At 43.2% G+C, this 18,176-nt stretch carries 18 protein-coding genes; 6 read left to right on the forward strand and 12 right to left on the reverse strand.

Translation table 11 applies throughout. The features are described from left to right. The first annotated feature begins 80 nt into the window (after positions 1–80). From LAQ65_RS20925 to LAQ65_RS20935, 3 genes are read left to right on the forward strand one after another with little or no spacing between them, the layout of a single operon-like run. Positions 81–797 (forward strand): 2'-5' RNA ligase family protein, encoded by a 717-nt coding sequence (locus LAQ65_RS20925; RefSeq protein ID WP_224118970.1) that lies wholly within the window; start codon positions 81–83, stop codon positions 795–797. After that, positions 779–979, forward strand: coding sequence for a hypothetical protein (locus LAQ65_RS20930; RefSeq protein WP_224118971.1), 201 nt, complete (start codon positions 779–781; stop codon positions 977–979). The genes LAQ65_RS20925 and LAQ65_RS20930 overlap by 19 nt, the downstream gene beginning before the upstream one ends. Before the next feature lies 1 nt (position 980). After that, positions 981–1,409, forward strand: a complete 429-nt coding sequence (locus LAQ65_RS20935; RefSeq protein WP_224118972.1) for a YidH family protein — start codon at positions 981–983, stop codon at positions 1,407–1,409. Between the two features lie 40 nt (positions 1,410–1,449). Here the strand turns inward: LAQ65_RS20935 and LAQ65_RS20940 are convergent, their stop codons facing one another. From LAQ65_RS20940 to LAQ65_RS20950, 3 genes are all read right to left on the reverse strand, one after another. Beyond that, positions 1,450–1,938, reverse strand: a complete 489-nt coding sequence (locus tag LAQ65_RS20940; RefSeq protein ID WP_224118973.1) for a hypothetical protein — start codon at positions 1,936–1,938, stop codon at positions 1,450–1,452. Between the two features lie 305 nt (positions 1,939–2,243). Beyond that, positions 2,244–2,942: an SDR family NAD(P)-dependent oxidoreductase gene (locus LAQ65_RS20945; RefSeq protein ID WP_224118974.1), complete on the reverse strand. Its 699-nt coding sequence runs from the start codon at positions 2,940–2,942 to the stop codon at positions 2,244–2,246. Positions 2,943–3,026: 84 nt separating this feature from the next. Continuing rightward, positions 3,027–4,346 (reverse strand): hypothetical protein, encoded by a 1,320-nt coding sequence (locus LAQ65_RS20950; protein WP_224118975.1) that lies wholly within the window; start codon positions 4,344–4,346, stop codon positions 3,027–3,029. Positions 4,347–4,611: 265 nt separating this feature from the next. Here LAQ65_RS20950 and LAQ65_RS20955 point away from each other — a divergent pair, with 265 nt between their 5' ends. Beyond that, positions 4,612–5,706, forward strand: a complete 1,095-nt coding sequence (locus tag LAQ65_RS20955) for a Fic family protein (RefSeq protein ID WP_224118976.1) — start codon at positions 4,612–4,614, stop codon at positions 5,704–5,706. 30 nt (positions 5,707–5,736) lie between these two features. Beyond that, complete coding sequence (locus tag LAQ65_RS20960; RefSeq protein ID WP_224118977.1) at positions 5,737–7,407, forward strand: amidase; 1,671 nt, start codon at positions 5,737–5,739, stop codon at positions 7,405–7,407. Positions 7,408–7,618: 211 nt separating this feature from the next. Here LAQ65_RS20960 and LAQ65_RS20965 read toward each other — a convergent pair whose 3' ends face one another. The 9 genes from LAQ65_RS20965 to LAQ65_RS21005 all read right to left on the reverse strand — a co-directional run bounded on the left by LAQ65_RS20965 (position 7,619) and on the right by LAQ65_RS21005 (position 15,468). Continuing rightward, entirely contained in the window at positions 7,619–7,777 is a 159-nt protein-coding gene (locus tag LAQ65_RS20965; protein WP_224118978.1) for a hypothetical protein, read from the reverse strand. Positions 7,778–7,781: 4 nt separating this feature from the next. Next, positions 7,782–8,309 carry a hypothetical protein gene (locus LAQ65_RS20970; protein ID WP_224118979.1) on the reverse strand — a complete coding sequence of 176 codons (528 nt, stop codon included), beginning with the start codon at positions 8,307–8,309 and terminating at the stop codon, positions 7,782–7,784. A 423-nt stretch (positions 8,310–8,732) separates the two neighbouring features. Next, positions 8,733–9,122 carry a hypothetical protein gene (locus LAQ65_RS20975; RefSeq protein WP_224118980.1) on the reverse strand — a complete coding sequence of 130 codons (390 nt, stop codon included), beginning with the start codon at positions 9,120–9,122 and terminating at the stop codon, positions 8,733–8,735. Between the two features lie 18 nt (positions 9,123–9,140). Continuing rightward, positions 9,141–9,818, reverse strand: a complete 678-nt coding sequence (locus tag LAQ65_RS20980) for a hypothetical protein (protein WP_224118981.1) — start codon at positions 9,816–9,818, stop codon at positions 9,141–9,143. A 186-nt stretch (positions 9,819–10,004) separates the two neighbouring features. Continuing rightward, on the reverse strand, positions 10,005–12,452 hold the full coding sequence (locus LAQ65_RS20985) for an ABC transporter permease (RefSeq protein ID WP_224118982.1): 2,448 nt from the start codon (positions 12,450–12,452) through the stop codon (positions 10,005–10,007). A 151-nt stretch (positions 12,453–12,603) separates the two neighbouring features. Beyond that, entirely contained in the window at positions 12,604–13,002 is a 399-nt protein-coding gene (locus tag LAQ65_RS20990; RefSeq protein ID WP_224118983.1) for a VOC family protein, read from the reverse strand. A 25-nt stretch (positions 13,003–13,027) separates the two neighbouring features. Then, positions 13,028–13,594, reverse strand: a complete 567-nt coding sequence (locus LAQ65_RS20995) for a dihydrofolate reductase family protein (RefSeq protein WP_224118984.1) — start codon at positions 13,592–13,594, stop codon at positions 13,028–13,030. 134 nt (positions 13,595–13,728) lie between these two features. After that, the gene (locus tag LAQ65_RS21000; RefSeq protein ID WP_224118985.1) at positions 13,729–14,511 is read right to left on the reverse strand and encodes a DUF6794 domain-containing protein; all 783 of its coding nucleotides are present in this window, start codon (positions 14,509–14,511) and stop codon (positions 13,729–13,731) included. Positions 14,512–14,973: 462 nt separating this feature from the next. Further along, positions 14,974–15,468, reverse strand: a complete 495-nt coding sequence (locus LAQ65_RS21005; protein WP_224118986.1) for a DUF2975 domain-containing protein — start codon at positions 15,466–15,468, stop codon at positions 14,974–14,976. Between the two features lie 392 nt (positions 15,469–15,860). Here LAQ65_RS21005 and LAQ65_RS21010 point away from each other — a divergent pair, with 392 nt between their 5' ends. Further along, positions 15,861–17,978 carry a PQQ-dependent dehydrogenase, methanol/ethanol family gene (locus LAQ65_RS21010; protein WP_224118987.1) on the forward strand — a complete coding sequence of 706 codons (2,118 nt, stop codon included), beginning with the start codon at positions 15,861–15,863 and terminating at the stop codon, positions 17,976–17,978. Positions 17,979–18,176: the final 198 nt, after the last annotated feature.

Raw genomic sequence — 18,176 nt, forward strand, 5'->3', positions numbered from 1 at the left:
CAAGCAGGCTAATGGAATTACCGCATACCAGGTGGCAGGAAGTTGAGCACAACCAGTTTTGATCAAAGACATAATATAAGATGAAACAAATATCGTTCATTAAGGTTGTCAGCTGCCTGGGACTTATTTTATTTTTATGCTCATTTAAATACATCTCTGCTCAATCGGATATTACAGCAATTGACGTATTACTCGATCCGGATAAGACCATGCTGGATTCCGCCAAGGTTTATAACAAGATGATGCAGAAAAATTACTCCGGTGCCGGTAGTTATTCGCTCGATGCAGAACATACACCGCATATTACCGTGTTACAATGTTTTGTCAAAACACATGATCTTGAAAAGGTATATGCTGCCGTTGCAAACGTGGTAAAAATCGAACAACCTACTAAAGAGAAAATAACAACATCAGGTTTTTATTATTTTCCATATAAAGGCTTAGGTCTGGCAGGAATTACAGCAACCCCAACACCAAATTTGCTGAACTTCCAGGCAAAGATTATTGAAGCACTAAAACCTTATATGGTAGCTGGAACAGATGCAGCATTTGTACAAAATCCAGATGGAACAGCAATTGCGGCAGGTAGCAGTGACTACGTAAATGGATTTATGACCGACCATAGCGGGGCAAAATACAATCCGCATGTCACTATTGGACTGGCACAGGAAACTTATTTAAAAGAGCTTATTGCAAAGCCCTATCATAAGTTCACATTTAAATGTTCAGCAGTAAGTATTTATCATCTTGGCGACTTTGGTACGGCACGGAAGAAACTATGGACAAGTATAAAATAAGTATTGATCGGTATGCACCATACATGTCATTTGAAGGCTTTAAATACCTGGTAGCAGCAAAGGAAATCCTGGAAGACATTCTGTTTACCAGTGAACACGACAAATTGTTCGAAGGGTGTAACTTTATCAGATCATTACTATACCTGGGGGAAATCCCGGGGTTACTTAAAATGAAAAGTTGACATGGGAAATTCAAAAAAACCGGACCAGGCGGCAAAGGATGAAGCAACACAATCCGTTGATCCCCGAATTGATCTGGCTATAGATAACACCTCCCTTGCCCTGGAGCGTACCCAGCTTGCATGGATTCGTACCGCTATCACTTTTATCACTGCCGGATTTGCGATAGACAAAGCAACCGCTTTTTTACAGGAATCCCGTATAGCCGCTGGGGTTGCCTTGTCAAATACCGGCCATTTCGGAGGCCTGTTACTAACGGGTTTCGCGACAGCGCTGATGATTATTGTTACGGTTACGTATATGCGGCGCGTGGTTGAATTAAACAGGATGCGGGTATTAAAAGAAAGACCATCTGCCCCGACCACCATACTATCCATTTTTGTTTGCGTGATCGGTGGGATAATGATCTATGCCTTGAGTAATAGATGGTAACCGTGAACCAGGACGCGGTATTTAAAAAAATCGCCAGGCCTCACCGCTTTGGTTCCGGGGCTGCCGGCTGGGAAGGCAACATATTTCTAATCGCCCTGATCTTCCAAGTATCCTTATCGCCAACAACGATAAAAGTGCTCCACATTTTCCGCAGGCTGCCATCCGCGTTTTGAATATCGTACCGGCAATCTACAATAGCAGATGAAGCCGTGATCATTTGAATTTTATCAATCTGCAGGGTTCTTGTTCCAGGGCTACTGGCAGTACTTTTCAGCATACCTTCCACCGCAGCTTTTATGCCTATCCGCCATTCACCTGTAGAAACCAACTGATCCACATCAACAGTTAAAATAGTTTTCAGCAGTACGGTATCGCTCTTTTCCCTGGCAAGGGAATACTGGCCAATTAATGCAGCAATCGATTTTTGCTGTGTGTCATTTATTGGTATTGCCTGCTGGCTATAGGATAACAGGAATCCGCCAAGATGGAATAAAAATAGTAAAGCGGCTTTTTTTGTATTTTTCAACATTTAATTCTTTTAACCCTTTCTTTCTGATAAAAACGGATCTATTGCTTTGCATAGGCAAGACGACCAATAATACGTACAATGCTATTCAAAGGTATAGGAATACTGTCTTAAACAAATGGTGCATGTAGGGCCGGTTGGCCAGCCAGGCAACTGCTTTAAATGGAACGGTTTCATTTATAAAAACGACAACACGCTTTACATAGAACCGTTAATTAATTTCTTCGAAGGTTACTAAAAACGGGATGGATATATTGAACAGGCTGGTTTCTTAAACAAAAAACATTTACAATTTTTGGCACAACAGCCTAAGTTTTTATAGAAGAGATACCCCCATCTACATGCATGATTTGTCCTGTTATCCAACCTGCATTTTCGGACAATAAAAACGCAGCCATGTTGGCAATATCCGCAGCAGTGCCAATCCTTTTTAATGGATGCCTTTGGGCGTTTGCTTCCATTTTTTGGTCCGTATTTAATAAGGAAGCTGCAAGGGGAGTATTGGTTAAGGAAGGGGCTATACAATTCACCCTTATTTTAGGAGCAAATTCAGCCGCCAGTGCTATTGTCAATCCTTCAAGAGCGCCTTTGGAAGCAGCTACCTGCGTATGAAAAGGCAAACCGGTTTGTACAGCTACCGTAGAGAATAAAACGATTGCTGCATTGTCCACTTTCTTTAACCTGGGCAGGCACATTTGAATAATCCTGATCGCGCCAATTACCTGGAGTTTATAATCTGCTTCAAAGTCTGCAGGTTTTATTCTTTCAAAAGGCCTCAGGCTGATGCTGCCCGGGCAGTACACTAATCCGGATAATTCATCGGGTAAAAAATCCAATGAAAGATTTTCGTCCAGAACATTCAACTGGTGATAGGCAATCTGTGCATTACCGGAAGCAGGGATATTTTTATTGTAGGTTGCTATTACCGCCTTGCCGGATGCGGCCAGTTGCGTAGCCAATTCTTGTCCGATACCGCTGGATCCCCCTATTATTAAATAATTCTGCATTGCATTTTTTTATGACAACCTCAACAACAATAAATGCAGGCATTTGTTTATTTATTCCGGGTAACACGCGGTTTGGCAATAGGGTCATTTACCCGCCTGCAACAAATCCGAGGGCAAAACAGGATTGCTTAATAGTTCTTTAAAGATATCCCAGCTTTTTTCAGGGTTGGCTACACCACCGCCCTTTGCGTCTATATAATTTTTGATCAGTTGCATGCCATAATTGTAATTGATGACATAGCTGCGATTAACCGAAATGAACTGGATACTTTTTTTTGCGGTCTCCTCATTCATCAGGCAATAATCTTTCAACCAGCGCATCGCAGAAGCCGGATCCATGGTTTTATTCAGCAGCCCGCGGCCCACTTCATTGCGGGCAAAATTCAGCTGCCCTTTTATTGCCAAAGCCTTAAAATAGGTACTGATGCCCGTGGTATCCAATCCGGCCAGCGGCAACAACACGGTTTTACAGAAAGCCACTTTGCTATCGATGCCGGGAAATAACAGGTCAATGCCATAGTTGGCCGAGCCCTCTGCAATCAGCGACTGCGGACTGAATAGCGGGTACATGGATATTTCCACCCAACCTTTGTCGTGGTACAGGTTCTTTTCCAGCAGCATATTATACACATGATGCCCCGGGTAACTTTCATGGCTGCCTACATCAATGGCACGGTCGATGAAAATCTGCAGGTCGGTATTGATCTGGATAAGGCTTTGGTAATTTCCCTTATACCAGTTATAGCCACTCCAGGGTCTGTTCGTAACAAATTCGAGGGTAAAATTTTCATTAGCCGGAATAGCATAATGTGCCGCAGTCTTTTTCCGGCATTCAGCAATAGCCGCATGAAAAACAGTATCCAGTTTTGCTTTGGGAATAATAAAGCGGTTGGCCAATGCCTGGAATCTTTCGTTAGCAGGGCCGGATCCGGGCAGGATTCCATCCAATTGGGCCACCAGGGACTGGTAATGCGTTTCAGGATACACCGGCGCCACAACACCAAATAAGTCCTTCGATTCCACATCAAAGTCTGCGTACCCGCCCGAGAATATTTTTATCCTGCGTCCGAATGCTGTCAACTGCGCTTTCATCCAATTGGCCCTTAATGCAATGGTATCATTCTTTGATTCAGTAATAAGCCGGGAAAGCGCATCCTGAAGACCTTTCACCTCAGTTAAAAAACTGTCTTTAGGAAAGCTGTCATTTTTGGTGCTGGTCGCTTTTAAAGAGTCGGGGCCATAATAGGCATCGACAAAAGATGAATCATAGCGGCCAATATCCAGGGCCAGGCGGACATATTTTTCAGCCAGTTGGTTTATATCGGGAGTAGCGGTTTTGGCCGGCTGTTGGTTACAGGCGACCAAGAGGATGGCTGGGAGTAAAAGAGCGACGATGAGCTTCATTCGGAAGAATTTGTGTGATAAGTTAGGAATTATAATTCTTGCTGGGGCTAATATGATTGTGGCAATTTTGCAAGCCAATGGAATGTATAGCCTTAGCGATGTTCAATTGTATCACCCGAAAAGGAACCCTGGTAATCGTATACTAGAGCAGGCATGCTGGTGATTTGCCATGTTTGACCTGTGCTGCACTGCGGAGAATACTGGCCCTATTCACCGCATAATCTGCGGCGAATATTGCGTATATTCACCGCATAATCTGCGGTAAATGAGCGTGTATATCCATCAACGTCCTGACTGGCCGCGGTTTAACTGGCAACAGGATAAAATCGCCCCCTTGCTGACTGAAGTCCGGCACAGGCAGGGCAGGATGGAGGCTTTGGGCTTCAACCTGCAAGCGGAAGCCAGCCTGCAGACACTTACCCTGGATGTACTGAAATCAAGCGAAATTGAAGGTGAATTACTTAATGCAGAACAGGTAAGATCCTCCATTGCACGCCGCCTCGGTATGGATATCGCTGGCCTGGTTCCCGCTGACCGGCATGTTGAAGGAATAGTGGAGATGATGTTGGATGCTACGCAACAATACCAGAAGGTTTTATCGGATGACCGGCTCTTTGGCTGGCATGCCGCCTTGTTTCCAACAGGCAGGACCGGCATGCATAAAATAGTGGTGGGTGCCTGGCGCGATAATACAAAAGGCGACCCGATGCAGGTGGTTTCCGGTGCTATGGGAAAAGAGAAAGTGCATTTTGAAGCACCTGAAGCTGATCGCTTACCAAAAGAGATGGACCAGTTTATCCATTGGTTTAATGAAGACAGTGAAATGGACGGAGTGATCAAAGCGGCTATTGCCCATTTTTGGTTCGTGACTATCCATCCTTTTGATGATGGCAATGGGCGTATTGCCCGGGTTATTGCTGATATGCAACTGGCAAGAGCGGATGGCAGTTCCCAACGGTTCTATAGCATGAGTGCGCAGATCAGAAAGGAAAGAAAAGAATACTATGAAATTTTGGAATCCACCCAAAAGGGCTCAATGGATATCACCAATTGGTTAAGCTGGTTTTTGCACTGTCTTGACCGTGCCATCGGCGCAACAGATGAAACCCTGGCAGTAGTATTACAAAAAGCGAGATTCTGGGAGAAACATGCGCATGTTGCTTTAAACGACCGGCAACGACTTATGCTGAATAAATTACTGGATGGGTTTGATGGTAAATTGAATACCTCCAAATGGGCGAAGCTGACAAAGACCTCGCCCGATACGGCCTTAAGGGATATACAAGACCTGATGGGTAAACAAATCCTAAAAAAGGAACCTGGCGGAAGCAGGAGTACGAGTTATACGATAGTGGAATAATTCCATGTATAAGATCTGTAATTTGCAGCCATGCAAAAGATACCAGCGTTTTTAAGAACCATCATTGGGTTTTCATTTTTCATAGCCGTTACATTCCCTGCTAATGCCCAGGAGATTCCGGCCAGTGAAATTCCAGTTGCGGAAAAAATGGTTGGATTACAATTTACACCCGCCCAAAGGGATTCGATGGTGAACCAACTGAACTATAACCTGAAGATCTATCAATACCTGCATGGTTTTAATTTGCCCAATAGTGTGCCCTTGCCGCAATGGTTCGACCCTGTGCTGCCGCAGATGAGATTCAGCACCAGTCAACAGCCCATCAGGTTCAGCATTCCTGCAGCAGTTGCCATGCCGGCGGATACCAACCAACTGGCTTTTTATTCCATTGCACAATTGTCCGCCTTGCTCAGGCAGCATAAAATTACTTCCGTGCAGCTCAGCCGATTTTTTATTAACCGCCTGAAGAAATATGGTGACACCCTGCATTGTGTGATTAGCCTTACGGAAAACATCGCCATGCGACAGGCCAGGCAGGCTGACGAAGCTTTTGCTAAAGGAATTTATAAAAGCCCGTTGCAGGGCATTCCATACGGACTAAAAGACCTGTTTGCCGTAAAAGGCACAAAGACAACTTATGGTACACCGCCATTTAAAGACCAGCAAATAGATGAAGATGCATTCGTATACCAGCAACTGGAAAAGGCCGGGGCTGTATTGATCGCAAAACTATCCATGGGCGAACTGGCCATGGATGACATCTGGTTCGGGGGACAAACAAAAAATCCATGGGACCTGCGGCAGGGTTCCAATGGTTCCTCTGCAGGCTCCGCGGCTGCCACTGTAGCCGGCCTGGTGCCGTTCGCCATTGGCACAGAAACCTATGGCTCTATTGTGGCTCCATCTGCTGTTTGTGGTGCAACGGGACTGCGGCCAACCTTTGGCAGCGTTGCCCGCACAGGCGGCATGACGCTTGCCTGGACCTCTGACCGTATCGGACCCATATGCCGTAACGCTGAAGATGCTGCCATGGTATTTGCCTCCATACATGGGGCTGATGCATATGACCGCGCCTCACGCACTATGCCTTTCAATTATACGGGCAATGTTGGGGTCAAAAACATCAAAGTAGCGTATGCAAAAAACTATATTGATACGCTGCCGGATAACAGTGCGGAAAAAGGAGTTCTTAAAACCTTGCGGGACGCGGGTGTGCAGGTTACGCCAATAAATTTCCCCTCCAACCTGCATACCAATGATCTCTTAGTTACCATCTGGGCCGCGGAATCAGCCGCTGCTTTTGACCCGTTGACGAGATCCGGCAAAGACAACGAAATGGTGCAGCAATGGCAAAGCCGCTATCCTAACCAATTTAGAAGTGCCCGCTTTATACCTGCCGTTGAATACCTGAACGTTTGTCGGTTACGCTACCTGGTTATGCAGCAGGCTTTCCCATTATTAAGCCAATACGACATCATCATTGTGCCCAGCATGGCCGATGAACCGATGGCATTGACCTGCCTTACCGGCAATCCCTGTATCACTTTACCTTCGGGCTTGCCCATAAGCGAAGGCGCACCGCCCAGTATAACTTTTATCGGTGGCAAATTATACAGTGAAGCCACCATAACGGCTTTTGCTAAACTATTCCAGGGCCTGACGCATTATGAGCAAAAGCATCCGGCAATGTTTGCGAATTAGGTAGTACCAGGTAATAATTTCCCTGAAAAACATTGGATTTGCTGAGAATTTTTTTAGTATAGAAAGTAGACGTAATTGGAACCAGCGTCAATAACAAAAGCACAATAATCCCTGGATAAAAACCAGTGAGGGCAATACCAATAACGCTGGCAGCTGCTACTGTAAGGATTAATATCATTGATATTAAGGTGACAATTCTAAACATATGATACTATTTTGAAGGCGGGGCTGGTGTTGGTTTAGGCTGAGCATTTACCTTTTTAACCTTCTTTTTCTTTTTTAAAAAATAGGTTTTTAATGCAGCCTCTTCCGTTTTGGTCAAGGGGCCTTCTCCACCAATGAAATCCGGTTCAGTATATTTTTTTTTCATCAGTTTACATTTTAAAGTATCGATCAATAAGGCAGGCTGCAGCTTTTGTTTCAATAATCATAATCCTGCCTCCAAAGTGGGACGCGCCTAGTGTTTTTTTGTAATGTTCAATAAGTTGTGTTTTGGACAGAAAAGAAACATTTCCTTCATGACCCCGTTGAAAAGAAAGCCTACAGGCAAAGGCGACCAGATTCCCTGGTACACCAACATACATTTTAGTTTTTCCTTTATTAAAAGGCGCGCTTTCTACAAGGTGCATATACACATGATCTTCTTTAACCTCCAGGCTAATCATTCCATGGATCACCGCAGGATTGCCGAAAATCGTCAATTTGTATACTTCCCGTCCGGGTTGTTTGTATTCGTGCTTCCAATCAAACTGCCACTTAGAGCCTTTACTTACAACTTTTATGTCTTCGGCAGAAACCAATGAAATTTCAGTTTGAAAGGTATCGCCCGTAACAACATATTCAATGGAATTAGTCAACTTATCAACCTCAAAGTTCAGGTTTAACGCTTTCCTGCTTCGCACTCCTTTAAAATTACAAATAAGTAAACAGTTAGTCAAATACTATGTCGTTGATACGCCTTAATTATTCCATCATCAACTGACCTCGCAACCATAAAATCCAATTGTGAAACCAGGTCTAGCGGGATACCCGATTTACGGCCCGGGAAACTTTTTGGGAGGACATTTGCTTTTCCCCTTTTTTTCTCAATAGTTCCAATAGAAGTAACTGAGGATTGTGTTTCATCGTGTAAAATTATCAATAAGAACCAACCAAACAACCGTGTTTACACCTTATGCAGAGGGTAAACCTGGCTATATGCATGAAAATAAAAATTCCCTTCATTGCCCGGGATATCCCTGGCCCTAGCAGATGTATATTCAGTTGACGGAAGAAGGCAGGACCAATGCCTGCCTTCTCCTTGCCAACGAACCATCCAAAAATTTTCACTGCCGGTTTATCCGTTGCAGTTTGTCGAGGAACTCCCGGCCGATACCATTTGCATCAGCCATGAATTGTTCCTTTATCTTCAACTGTTCCTGTTCGCTACAATTGGATTTGGAGGCATTAAGCACCTGCAGGTCCAGGCTGGGCATCCAACGCAGGACAGAAGGTTCTTCGGCTTTTTCAACGGGCCGCGCACCAGCAGTAACGGGCTTATACTGCTCCTCTTTCACATGAACAACGATGGTGTACTTTTCCATGTATTGGGAAAACTTGCCGTACAGGATAGCATCCTGGTCATTCACCCTTGATTCAGATTTGCATTTGTACTCTTCCAGTAATGCCTGGATCTTTTGTAACAGTTCACTGAAGAGTTGGTTAGATTTTTCCATTTTAATTCATTTAAGTGATTAACGGGGAAGTAAGGCAAGGGAAACGGATTCATCCACATTGGTGGTGCCGGAACCACTATGGTCGGCACTTCCGGGCAGGTAATAAAACATATCAAATTGGCGGCTGGCAAGCAGGCCGAGGAAAACATTCAGTTGTTCCTGCAGGGTGCCAATGGCGCCGGGCACAGCAGCACTCAGGCGATTGCTGATTTCACCGGAACAAATAGTACCGCCACTGAAGTCGTAGGCCCAGCCATGCACATAAGCCCTGATATGCGATGACCCATCCAGGTAACAGGCGATGATATAATCAATGTGTCCATCGGCATCGGAACAATACCAGGGCGTTGAAATGTGAAAGTTAAAAGAAAGCCGCAGGAAAAGATCCAGTGCCCCGCCGGAAGAAGAATAAGGCAAGTGCTTGCGGGCAATCCAGCCCACTTTTAACGCAGAGGTTCTTTGGGCTTCACCGAGATTACTGTCGATCAGGTTAAGCACAAGGGGATTGTTCAATAAGTTAACGAGGTCATAGGAAGCTTCCCGGTCTTCCCTTTCCCAGGTTAAAGTACTGTGGCGATTACCGATATTAGGCCAGTTGATCCAGGCCCAGCTACCGGGTGGATGCTGGATACTCAGGAAAGTGGTTTCGCCGCGGAAATCGGTTTCTTTGAACCAATAATTTGATAAGGTTGGCATACAGTCCTCCTTTTTTTAAGATGATAAAACTGTTTTGATTCCGGTCTTAAAATTAGCAGGAGCTGAAGTGTTTCAGCAGGGCATTAAGCTACAGTCCGGCAGGGCGTTTTCCCCGGTAACGGGATCGTAATTTATACTGCGAAAGATTACGCAGTAAGCTTCCCGGATTACAAGCCATCATTCCCACTATTCTGATTTCAGGCTCTTCACCGGATTTGCAATCGCTGCTTTGATCGCCTGTGAACTTATCGTTGCAAGTGCAATAATGACAGCAACAAATCCCCCGGCAGCAAATAGCCACCAACTGATGTCTATGCGATACACATAATCCTGCAACCATTGGTGCATGAAATACCAGGCGATGGGTGCCGCAGCCGCAAAGGCAATTGCAATGAGCAGGATAAACTCCCTGGAGAATAAATACACGATACTGCCTGCAGTAGCACCAAGCACTTTACGAATACCCACTTCTTTTATCCGCTGTGCTGCCATGAAGGAAGCTAAACCATACAACCCAAGACAGCTAAGGAATATCGCGATGGCCGCAAATATTTTATACAACTGCGATAACTGATTCTCCTGTTTGTAAAAATTTTCAATCTTATCATCCAGGAACCTGTATTCATACACAAAATTGGGAAATGCCTGCTCCCATATTGTTTTAACGGATTGCAGTGTAGCAGCGATGTTTTTCGTATCCAGCTTGATGCCTGCCTGGCTATACATGGTCAGGTTTGTGGTAACCAGCATTGGTGCAAGATCATTGCGAAAGGACCTGTTATTGAAGTCTTTCACCACGCCTACAACCGGGCATTTTATCCGGTCGCCCCAGATACTTATTTCTTTATCCAGGATGTCTTCCGGGTTTTTTATGCCCAGGCTTTTCACCAGCGACTCATTGACTAAAAATTCCCTGGTGTATCCCGAAGGTTGCAAATCCCTTCCGGCTATGAGCGATAATTTATAGGCCGACACAAACCCGTTATCAGCGAACTTGGTAATCGCTTTAAAATCGGCTTCCTTTGTTGCATGGTCAAATTTGAAGGTGCTCCAGGTATCATTGCCATCTTCAACCGGGGTGTTAGAACTGAAGCTAACGGCCTTCACCCCGTTTACCTGCAATAACCTGTTCTTTAAATAATCCAGCCTGCTGATGCGAAGACTATCTACCCGGAAAGGAACATTTACAATAGCATCCTTATCAAAACCTAAGGGTTGATCCATAAAATAATTCATCTGCTTTACCGTGATGAGTGTTCCGAAAATCAGCGCCTGCGCTATAATAAATTGAAATACCACCAATCCCCTTCTTAAGGAAATTCCCCTTGTAGTATTTGAAGTTATTTTACTCTTTAATGCGTTAACCGGATTGAAACGGGATAAGACCACAGAAGGATAAAATCCGGCGAGTGCGGTTACGGCAATGGTTACCCCAAAAAGAAAGAGAATAATTGCCGGATTGTTCAAGAGGTTGAATGAAAGCGAAAGTTCCAACAGCTGATTTACAGCAGGCAATGCAAGTATGGAAATGATTGTAGCCAGCAATACAGCACCAATAACGATTAAAAATGTTTCCATGATGAACTGGACCTGCAATTGCAACTTATTACTCCCCAACACTTTTCTTACGCCAACCTCCTTTGCCCGGTTAACAGCCTGTGCAGTGGAGAGGTTAATAAAGTTTACGCAGGCAATTAACAGGATGAATCCGGCAATCAGCCACAATACATTCAGCAGGCCATGACTGATGGCTTTGTTGCTGTAATTTCCCGTTTGTGTATCGTAATGCACCGCAGTTAATGGCTGGGCAAAATGACTATCCTTGTTCCCGGGCGATTGAACCTTTGTTGCATATGCCCTCAGCTGCTGATTAAGACTGGCCACTGAAACATCCGGTGGCAACATGATATAGCAACCAAAACCCGCATTTGTCCGATCTTCCCAATCGGTGGATTTTGCTATTATACTCCCTGTAAAACCAGACCCATAACCCACCACAACTTTTAACTGGAAGTCTGTATTTGCAGGTATGTCAGCAAGAATACCGGACACTTTCAACACTTCAGTCCCATGTTCGAATAAATAGCCACCGACTTCGAGCATAATGGTTTTGCCTATAGCAGATTGCCAGTCACCGAAATATTTTCCAGCTATTTCTTTTGTAAGCAATACATTGTTTGGTTCTTCCAGGGATGCGTACGAGCCTGCGAGCAGCGGGAAATTAAACATATTGAAGAAGGACGGGGTTGTAAAAAATACTCCTTTGTTTTCCTTGAATGTTTTGACCGATTTTCCATTATCACCAGGCACCAGCAACTGGTCATCGTGGCTTGCAAAAATCGGGGCTACCTGTTCTATTTGAGGAAAAGCCGTTTTCAGCCCTGCTGGCATAGGGAAAGGAATATCTTTTCCATAATCGATGCTTGCCGAACCTTCATGATGGTATTCGGTCAATACACGATAAACACGATCCTTATTCGGGTGAAAACTATCGAAGCTGGTATGAAATTGTATGATGATAAAGATCATCATGCAAACAGCAATACCTACCGCCAATCCCGTGATGTTAATAACCGTATAATTCCTGTTACGGGTTAATGATCTTAATGCGGTTTTGAAATAGTTTTTAAACATGGCGCAGGTGTATAGGGCTTTTTAGCACCAATAAAATGCCAGTTCCCTATTAATTGATTACCAGTCCATTATACCACCAGAAAGAATTAAAGTGCACGCTTTTGATACAGTTGTGTTCGTTTATGCGGTAGGCTTGTAACAAATATGGCCTTCATGGCAAATGGATTTTCTTTTGAATCTGCCAGTAATGCCCAAAAGGGTCTTTGAACATTCCCTGCCTGTAGCCATAATCATGGTCTTCAACCGGATTAATTTCTATGGCTCCCGCCTGTATGGCTTTTTGCATTACTTCGTGTACATCGGGCACAAACAAACCGATGACCGCAGTAACGCCCTTTGCACTTATAGGTTCAAGCGCATCACGCATTGTTTCGTGCAGGTGAAATATAGCACCGTTGAAATCCAATTCTGCAACATGGATACTATTGTCATTGTTCCGAAAACAAAAATGTTCCGTTGCCCCGAATCTGGTGTAGAAATCAATGTTATAGGTCCCATTTGGAATATGCAGTTCAGGCGCAAAATATGTTTTACCGGCAGTGGTTGTCATGATGTTTTATTGAGGGTCAATTTGATTATGATTTTTCATAATGAAGTGCAATTACACCACAGGCAAAAGTAATTGATTCTACAAGTTTCAATTTAATCGTTCCGTTTATACCTTTAAATAGCGGCCTGCCTTGTCCTAATATAATCGGATTAACAAAAAGCCAAAACTCGTCGATTAGTCCTTCATTTAATAAGGATTGTGAAGCACCGGGACTTCCGAATATTAAAATATTTTTCCCCTCCTGTTGCTTTAGTTTATTAATGTTGTCTGAGAGATGGTCGCCAATAACTTTAGTATTGTGAAGCCCGGTTTCATTAATAGTTTTAGATAATACAACTTTTGAAACTTTGTTGTACCAGGTTGAATGCTCTATGTCGTGTTTTGTTGCGTTCGGTTTTTCACCCGCTTTTGGCCAATAGCTTTGCATCATTTCATAAGTAACCCGTCCGTAGAGAGCGGTGTCAGCCTTGTCTGTCATTGTTGCAACAAAGTCAAACAATCCGTCATCCAGTTTTATCCAATCCATTTCCCCGTTAGGACCTGCTACAAAACCATCAAGTGATGTGTGCATAAAGAAGATTAAATGTCTCATTTCATACATTTATTAATTAATAATTTTTTTTCGGTAAGTTTTCCGGGGTGTGGATTATGCTTGCAGGCAGCGGTGGCCTTGCTCCTTTCGCTAGCCCCACTAGTGGCAAACTGCTATGTTAGGCTTAGTGTAATTCAGTTAACCGTCTCCCAATCTCTATAGTCAAACCATTCAATCTGTCCAACTTTCATATATGTCACAACATGTTTATCAGGTTTGTCCCATGTATTTGTATTTTTATTATAAACCAGGGAATTTTTATTGTCATAATAAATTATCCCCCTTTTATCGCAACCTTTTAGAAGCTTAACTTTAATACGAAATTTATCATTATCGAAGTCACTTACAACTCCAGACGCCTCACATATACTATTGTCATATTTATCCTCTTGACTTTTTGAAGAAAACCCCGTTCTGTAGTTGAATAGAACAGTATCCCCTATTTTATAATTTTTAATTGCCTCCCTATTTCTTAAAGAATCCTCCTTCATAGCCTTTAGCCAATACTCCTTGTAGAAAACTATTTGTTCGTCAAGCCGAATGGGCGTCCCTTTTAAATACCGATAATAACTGTCAAATATTATACCCGACATATCCTCAGCATTAAAAACTCCTTTAGATTTAAAATATGCTGATAAACGAGAGCCTGACCAAAGTCCCCAGTTATTTCTAAGCCATGTTCCCAAATTTAAATGTACCCTACCAGAGAATTCATCTTCTGTCAAACCTTTTATAACAATCTTAATGCTATCAGAAAAAATACTGTCCAATTGCTTTATACAATCATCTATATCGATCGGAATATAGATATGGCTAGTAGAGTCCTTGCCTCTTACTATTCGTTTGGAGTTTTTTTGACCTTGCACAGCATAAACCTGTGCTACTAATAGTATAGTTATGAATATTCGGGTTCTCATAACATTGCGCCTAACCCAAAGATATGCGATATTATATACTGCTTAACCTGTATTGAAATCGCCACCAGGCTATCATTTACTTTTGCCATTTTGTCATTTTTCAAGTTTTACAAAAATTGGATTCACTCTTATTTGTGGTTAGCGGGCGTGCATTTTGTGGAATTTTCACATGGTCTTCATGTGGTCCTTAACTGGTCCTTAAGTGGTCCTAAAATACACTCATCAAACTCCCACAATTAGCCAGGTTAACCGCCACGCCATTAGCCGTCAATCTGGCAGAACAGAATCATTAAGCGCTGGTTACCGGGGTCGCTCCTCCCGGTAAGCCGGGCGGGCAGGCGCTTAGGGGATAAACCGGTTAATTTCACCCAGAGTGAACAATACCATCCCTGTAAAAACTGATATGTTGAAAAGAAACAAGGCAGGATTAATACAGGTTGCATATCCGGCTATTCAGTCAAATCATTTCTTTGACTGCTCATACAGTTGTTCGTTCTCTGATTTTATGTCCACCCCATTTTGTAAGATATTTTCAAACACTGCAGCGGCAGTAGCAACTACGAGAGAAACAAATGTAGTTGCAATACACATGGCAAGAAAACCCGCAGGGTCGTCATCTTTATTATGAAATATCCTTATGTACAGTCCTGCCATCACAATTAAGATGCCCTGTACGATTGCGCAATATCTTATACTGCTTAAAGCCCTCACCGAGTTAAGTGAGAATGCTTTATTTTGACTGATATACCCGAGTAATCTGAACGCCTTATACAACGCGATAAAAAACGGGATAGAAGCGGCATAGCAATACAAGATAAACGGATCAGCGTAAATGCTGAACAGGTCTAAGTTTTGGGCTCTCCCCTCGGTCAAGGGAAACCGAATCATGATGGCAAGCGCCACAATGCCAAGAAACACAATGACTACCTGAAGAAATATTATTAAAATTCTCTTCATAATGATTTTTAGAATTTTAAATTATAGTAAAATAATTTGTTTTAAGATGTTATTCTGCTGAGGGGCGATTGGGACCCGGCTCCCAATGTTCTTCCGCGCCCGGAAGATTACCCGGGGCAGGCCTGGCCGGCCTCGTATCTGTCTTTGCAGGCTAGTGTTCCAGGTAATTATTCCCGCACATAAGCGACTTTCACTCTTTGCCTTTTTCGTTTCTAAGAACTACAGGTAGCATTATGAAAGTTCCTGCAAAAACAGGAAAGTGCCTGTTGGGAGCGAACATTAAAAGGTCAGCTATAAGAATTAATCCATATATTAGTTACGGTGGCAGGCAGGCCTAACCCTTATCCCACACCAGTACAAAGCCATCAGCGTTGCCATCTAACACCAACCAAATGCATAATCAACGATTGCACAGTTTAATTTTCCTGCTTTACTTCATTGTGTTTATCATTTCCTGTAAACAACATGCCAAACCCGGAACACTGGAACATATCAAAGAAGTTACAGCGGCTATTGATGACAAAGCGCTTCTTAACGCTGATCATGATCCGGGTAACTGGTTGTCCTATGGAAGAAACTACAGCGAAGACCGGTACAGTCCGCTTGACCAGGTTAACAAAGAAAATGTAAACAAGCTTGGTTTAGCATGGAGTCTTGATCTTGGTTTCAAACGTGGTTTCGAAGCGACGCCAATCGTAGTGGATGGTATCATGTATGTAACTGGCGCATGGAGTAAGGTGTATGCTATTGATGCACGGACAGGAAAACTCATCTGGACCTATGATCCAAAAGTCCCCGGCCGGTTTGGACAAAAAACTTGTTGCGATGTGGTGAACCGGGGTGTGGCTTTGTATAAAGGGAAAGTGTATGTAGGAACAATTGATGGACGACTGGTTGCTCTTGATGCAGCAGAAGGAAAACCTGTATGGGAAATATGGACAGTTGATACTTCAAAATTCTATACCATCACCGGTGCACCAAGAGTGGTGAAAGGGAATGTAATCATCGGAAATGGCGGCGCTGAGTTTGGCGTAAGAGGATACATTACTGCATATGATGCAGAAACAGGAAAACAACAATGGAGATTTTATACTGTTCCCGGAAATCCGTCAGCGCCATTTGAATCAAAAACAATGGAAATGGCTGCCAAAACATGGACTGGTGAATGGTGGAAATATGGCGGTGGCGGCACTTGCTGGGATGCTATGGCGTATGATCCTGATCTGAATTTATTTTATGTCGGTACAGGCAATGGCTCACCGTGGAGCCGCCATCACCGAAGTCCCGGTGGCGGTGATAATTTATTTCTTTCATCCATTGTTGCGCTCAATCCTGATAATGGAGAATATGTATGGCATTATCAAACAACACCCGGCGAAAATTGGGATTTTACAGCAACACAACCTTTAATCTTAGCTGATCTTGAAATAGAGGGTAAGATGAGAAAAGTAATTATGCAGGCGCCGAAAAATGGATTTTTTTATGTGATAGACCGGACGAATGGAAAATTTATTTCCGGCAAACCTTATACATATATCAACTGGGCAAAGGGCATGAGCCCCGAAGGAAGACCCATTGAAACTGAAATTGCGAATATGACAGATATGAATGCGGAAACATTTCCAACATTCGATGGTGGTCATAACTGGCACCCGATGGCATTTAACAAAAAAAACGGACTGGTGTATATCCCCGCCCGTATTTCTTCTTTTCTCTATGGATATGATTCTTCCTGGAGTTACAATGCTATTAAAGATTTTGGTTCCGGAACTGGTTGGAACGAGGCAAGAGAACCTAATCCTTCGCTCAAAAATAAATTTGATAAAAATGCCCCTGCTAAGCATCCACAGGGTTTTCTTTTAGCCTGGGATCCGGTAAAGCAAAAAGAAGTTTGGCGTGTCAATCAATCATTTCTTTGGAACGGAGGTGTTGTTACAACTGCTGCCGGCCTGGTTTTTCAGGGTACTGCGGATGGAAATCTTTCAGCTTACGATGGCGATAATGGCAAACTCCTTTGGCAGGTGAATGTGGGTACGGGTGTCATCGCTCCTCCAATTAGCTATTTGGTTGACGGAGTTCAATATATCAGTTTCCAGGTCGGTTGGGGCGGCTCATATGTGGCTTTAACAGAAAGTATCACTCCCAATATTTATCCGGCACATATCTACACATTTAAAATTGATGGAAAAGAAAAAATGCCTGATTTAAAATCTATACCTCAACCTGTTCCTTTAAAAATAGATTATCCGGGTTCTCAAGTGGAAATTACTAAAGGTGGATATTTATTCCTGCAATATTGTATGCCGTGCCATGGTGAAATTGATAAAAAATTCGGAGTTCTGCCTGAACTGGGACACATAACCAAAGCAAAATTTGATTTAATTAATGACATTGTAAGAAAAGGAGCACTGGAGAATCTCGGTATGCCCAATTTGGGAAACAAACTGACTGATGAAGATGTAGAGAATATTAAAAAATATATTTCAGCAATGGCAAAGGAAATCAAATAGGACTGTCTAACCTTCTATGCAGATATTGATTACCAATGAGGTACTATAATACAGAACCTTCATGGTATTATGGGGGAGTGTAAAATAAACTGTGTCAATTTTTCAAAGTTCTATTTTTCAATGCGCTGTGCAGATTGATAATTATTCCGACACAGCCGATCTATGTTCTAAAGATGCAATAATTATCAATCAGTACAG

The organism is Flavihumibacter profundi, from assembly GCF_020076305.1.
GTDB classification, from domain to species: domain Bacteria; phylum Bacteroidota; class Bacteroidia; order Chitinophagales; family Chitinophagaceae; genus Flavihumibacter; species Flavihumibacter profundi.

Coding starts and splice junctions, on each gene's coding strand:
- LAQ65_RS20925 (WP_224118970.1), top strand. CDS start 81: ATGAAACAAATATCGTTCATTAAGGTTGTCAGCTGCCTGGGACTTATT.
- LAQ65_RS20930 (WP_224118971.1), top strand. CDS start 779: ATGGACAAGTATAAAATAAGTATTGATCGGTATGCACCATACATGTCA.
- LAQ65_RS20935 (WP_224118972.1), top strand. CDS start 981: ATGGGAAATTCAAAAAAACCGGACCAGGCGGCAAAGGATGAAGCAACA.
- LAQ65_RS20940 (WP_224118973.1), bottom strand. CDS start 1,938: ATGTTGAAAAATACAAAAAAAGCCGCTTTACTATTTTTATTCCATCTT.
- LAQ65_RS20945 (WP_224118974.1), bottom strand. CDS start 2,942: ATGCAGAATTATTTAATAATAGGGGGATCCAGCGGTATCGGACAAGAA.
- LAQ65_RS20950 (WP_224118975.1), bottom strand. CDS start 4,346: ATGAAGCTCATCGTCGCTCTTTTACTCCCAGCCATCCTCTTGGTCGCC.
- LAQ65_RS20955 (WP_224118976.1), top strand. CDS start 4,612: ATGAGCGTGTATATCCATCAACGTCCTGACTGGCCGCGGTTTAACTGG.
- LAQ65_RS20960 (WP_224118977.1), top strand. CDS start 5,737: ATGCAAAAGATACCAGCGTTTTTAAGAACCATCATTGGGTTTTCATTT.
- LAQ65_RS20965 (WP_224118978.1), bottom strand. CDS start 7,777: ATGAAAAAAAAATATACTGAACCGGATTTCATTGGTGGAGAAGGCCCC.
- LAQ65_RS20975 (WP_224118980.1), bottom strand. CDS start 9,122: ATGGAAAAATCTAACCAACTCTTCAGTGAACTGTTACAAAAGATCCAG.
- LAQ65_RS20980 (WP_224118981.1), bottom strand. CDS start 9,818: ATGCCAACCTTATCAAATTATTGGTTCAAAGAAACCGATTTCCGCGGC.
- LAQ65_RS20985 (WP_224118982.1), bottom strand. CDS start 12,452: ATGTTTAAAAACTATTTCAAAACCGCATTAAGATCATTAACCCGTAAC.
- LAQ65_RS20990 (WP_224118983.1), bottom strand. CDS start 13,002: ATGACAACCACTGCCGGTAAAACATATTTTGCGCCTGAACTGCATATT.
- LAQ65_RS20995 (WP_224118984.1), bottom strand. CDS start 13,594: ATGAGACATTTAATCTTCTTTATGCACACATCACTTGATGGTTTTGTA.
- LAQ65_RS21000 (WP_224118985.1), bottom strand. CDS start 14,511: ATGAGAACCCGAATATTCATAACTATACTATTAGTAGCACAGGTTTAT.
- LAQ65_RS21005 (WP_224118986.1), bottom strand. CDS start 15,468: ATGAAGAGAATTTTAATAATATTTCTTCAGGTAGTCATTGTGTTTCTT.
- LAQ65_RS21010 (WP_224118987.1), top strand. CDS start 15,861: ATGCATAATCAACGATTGCACAGTTTAATTTTCCTGCTTTACTTCATT.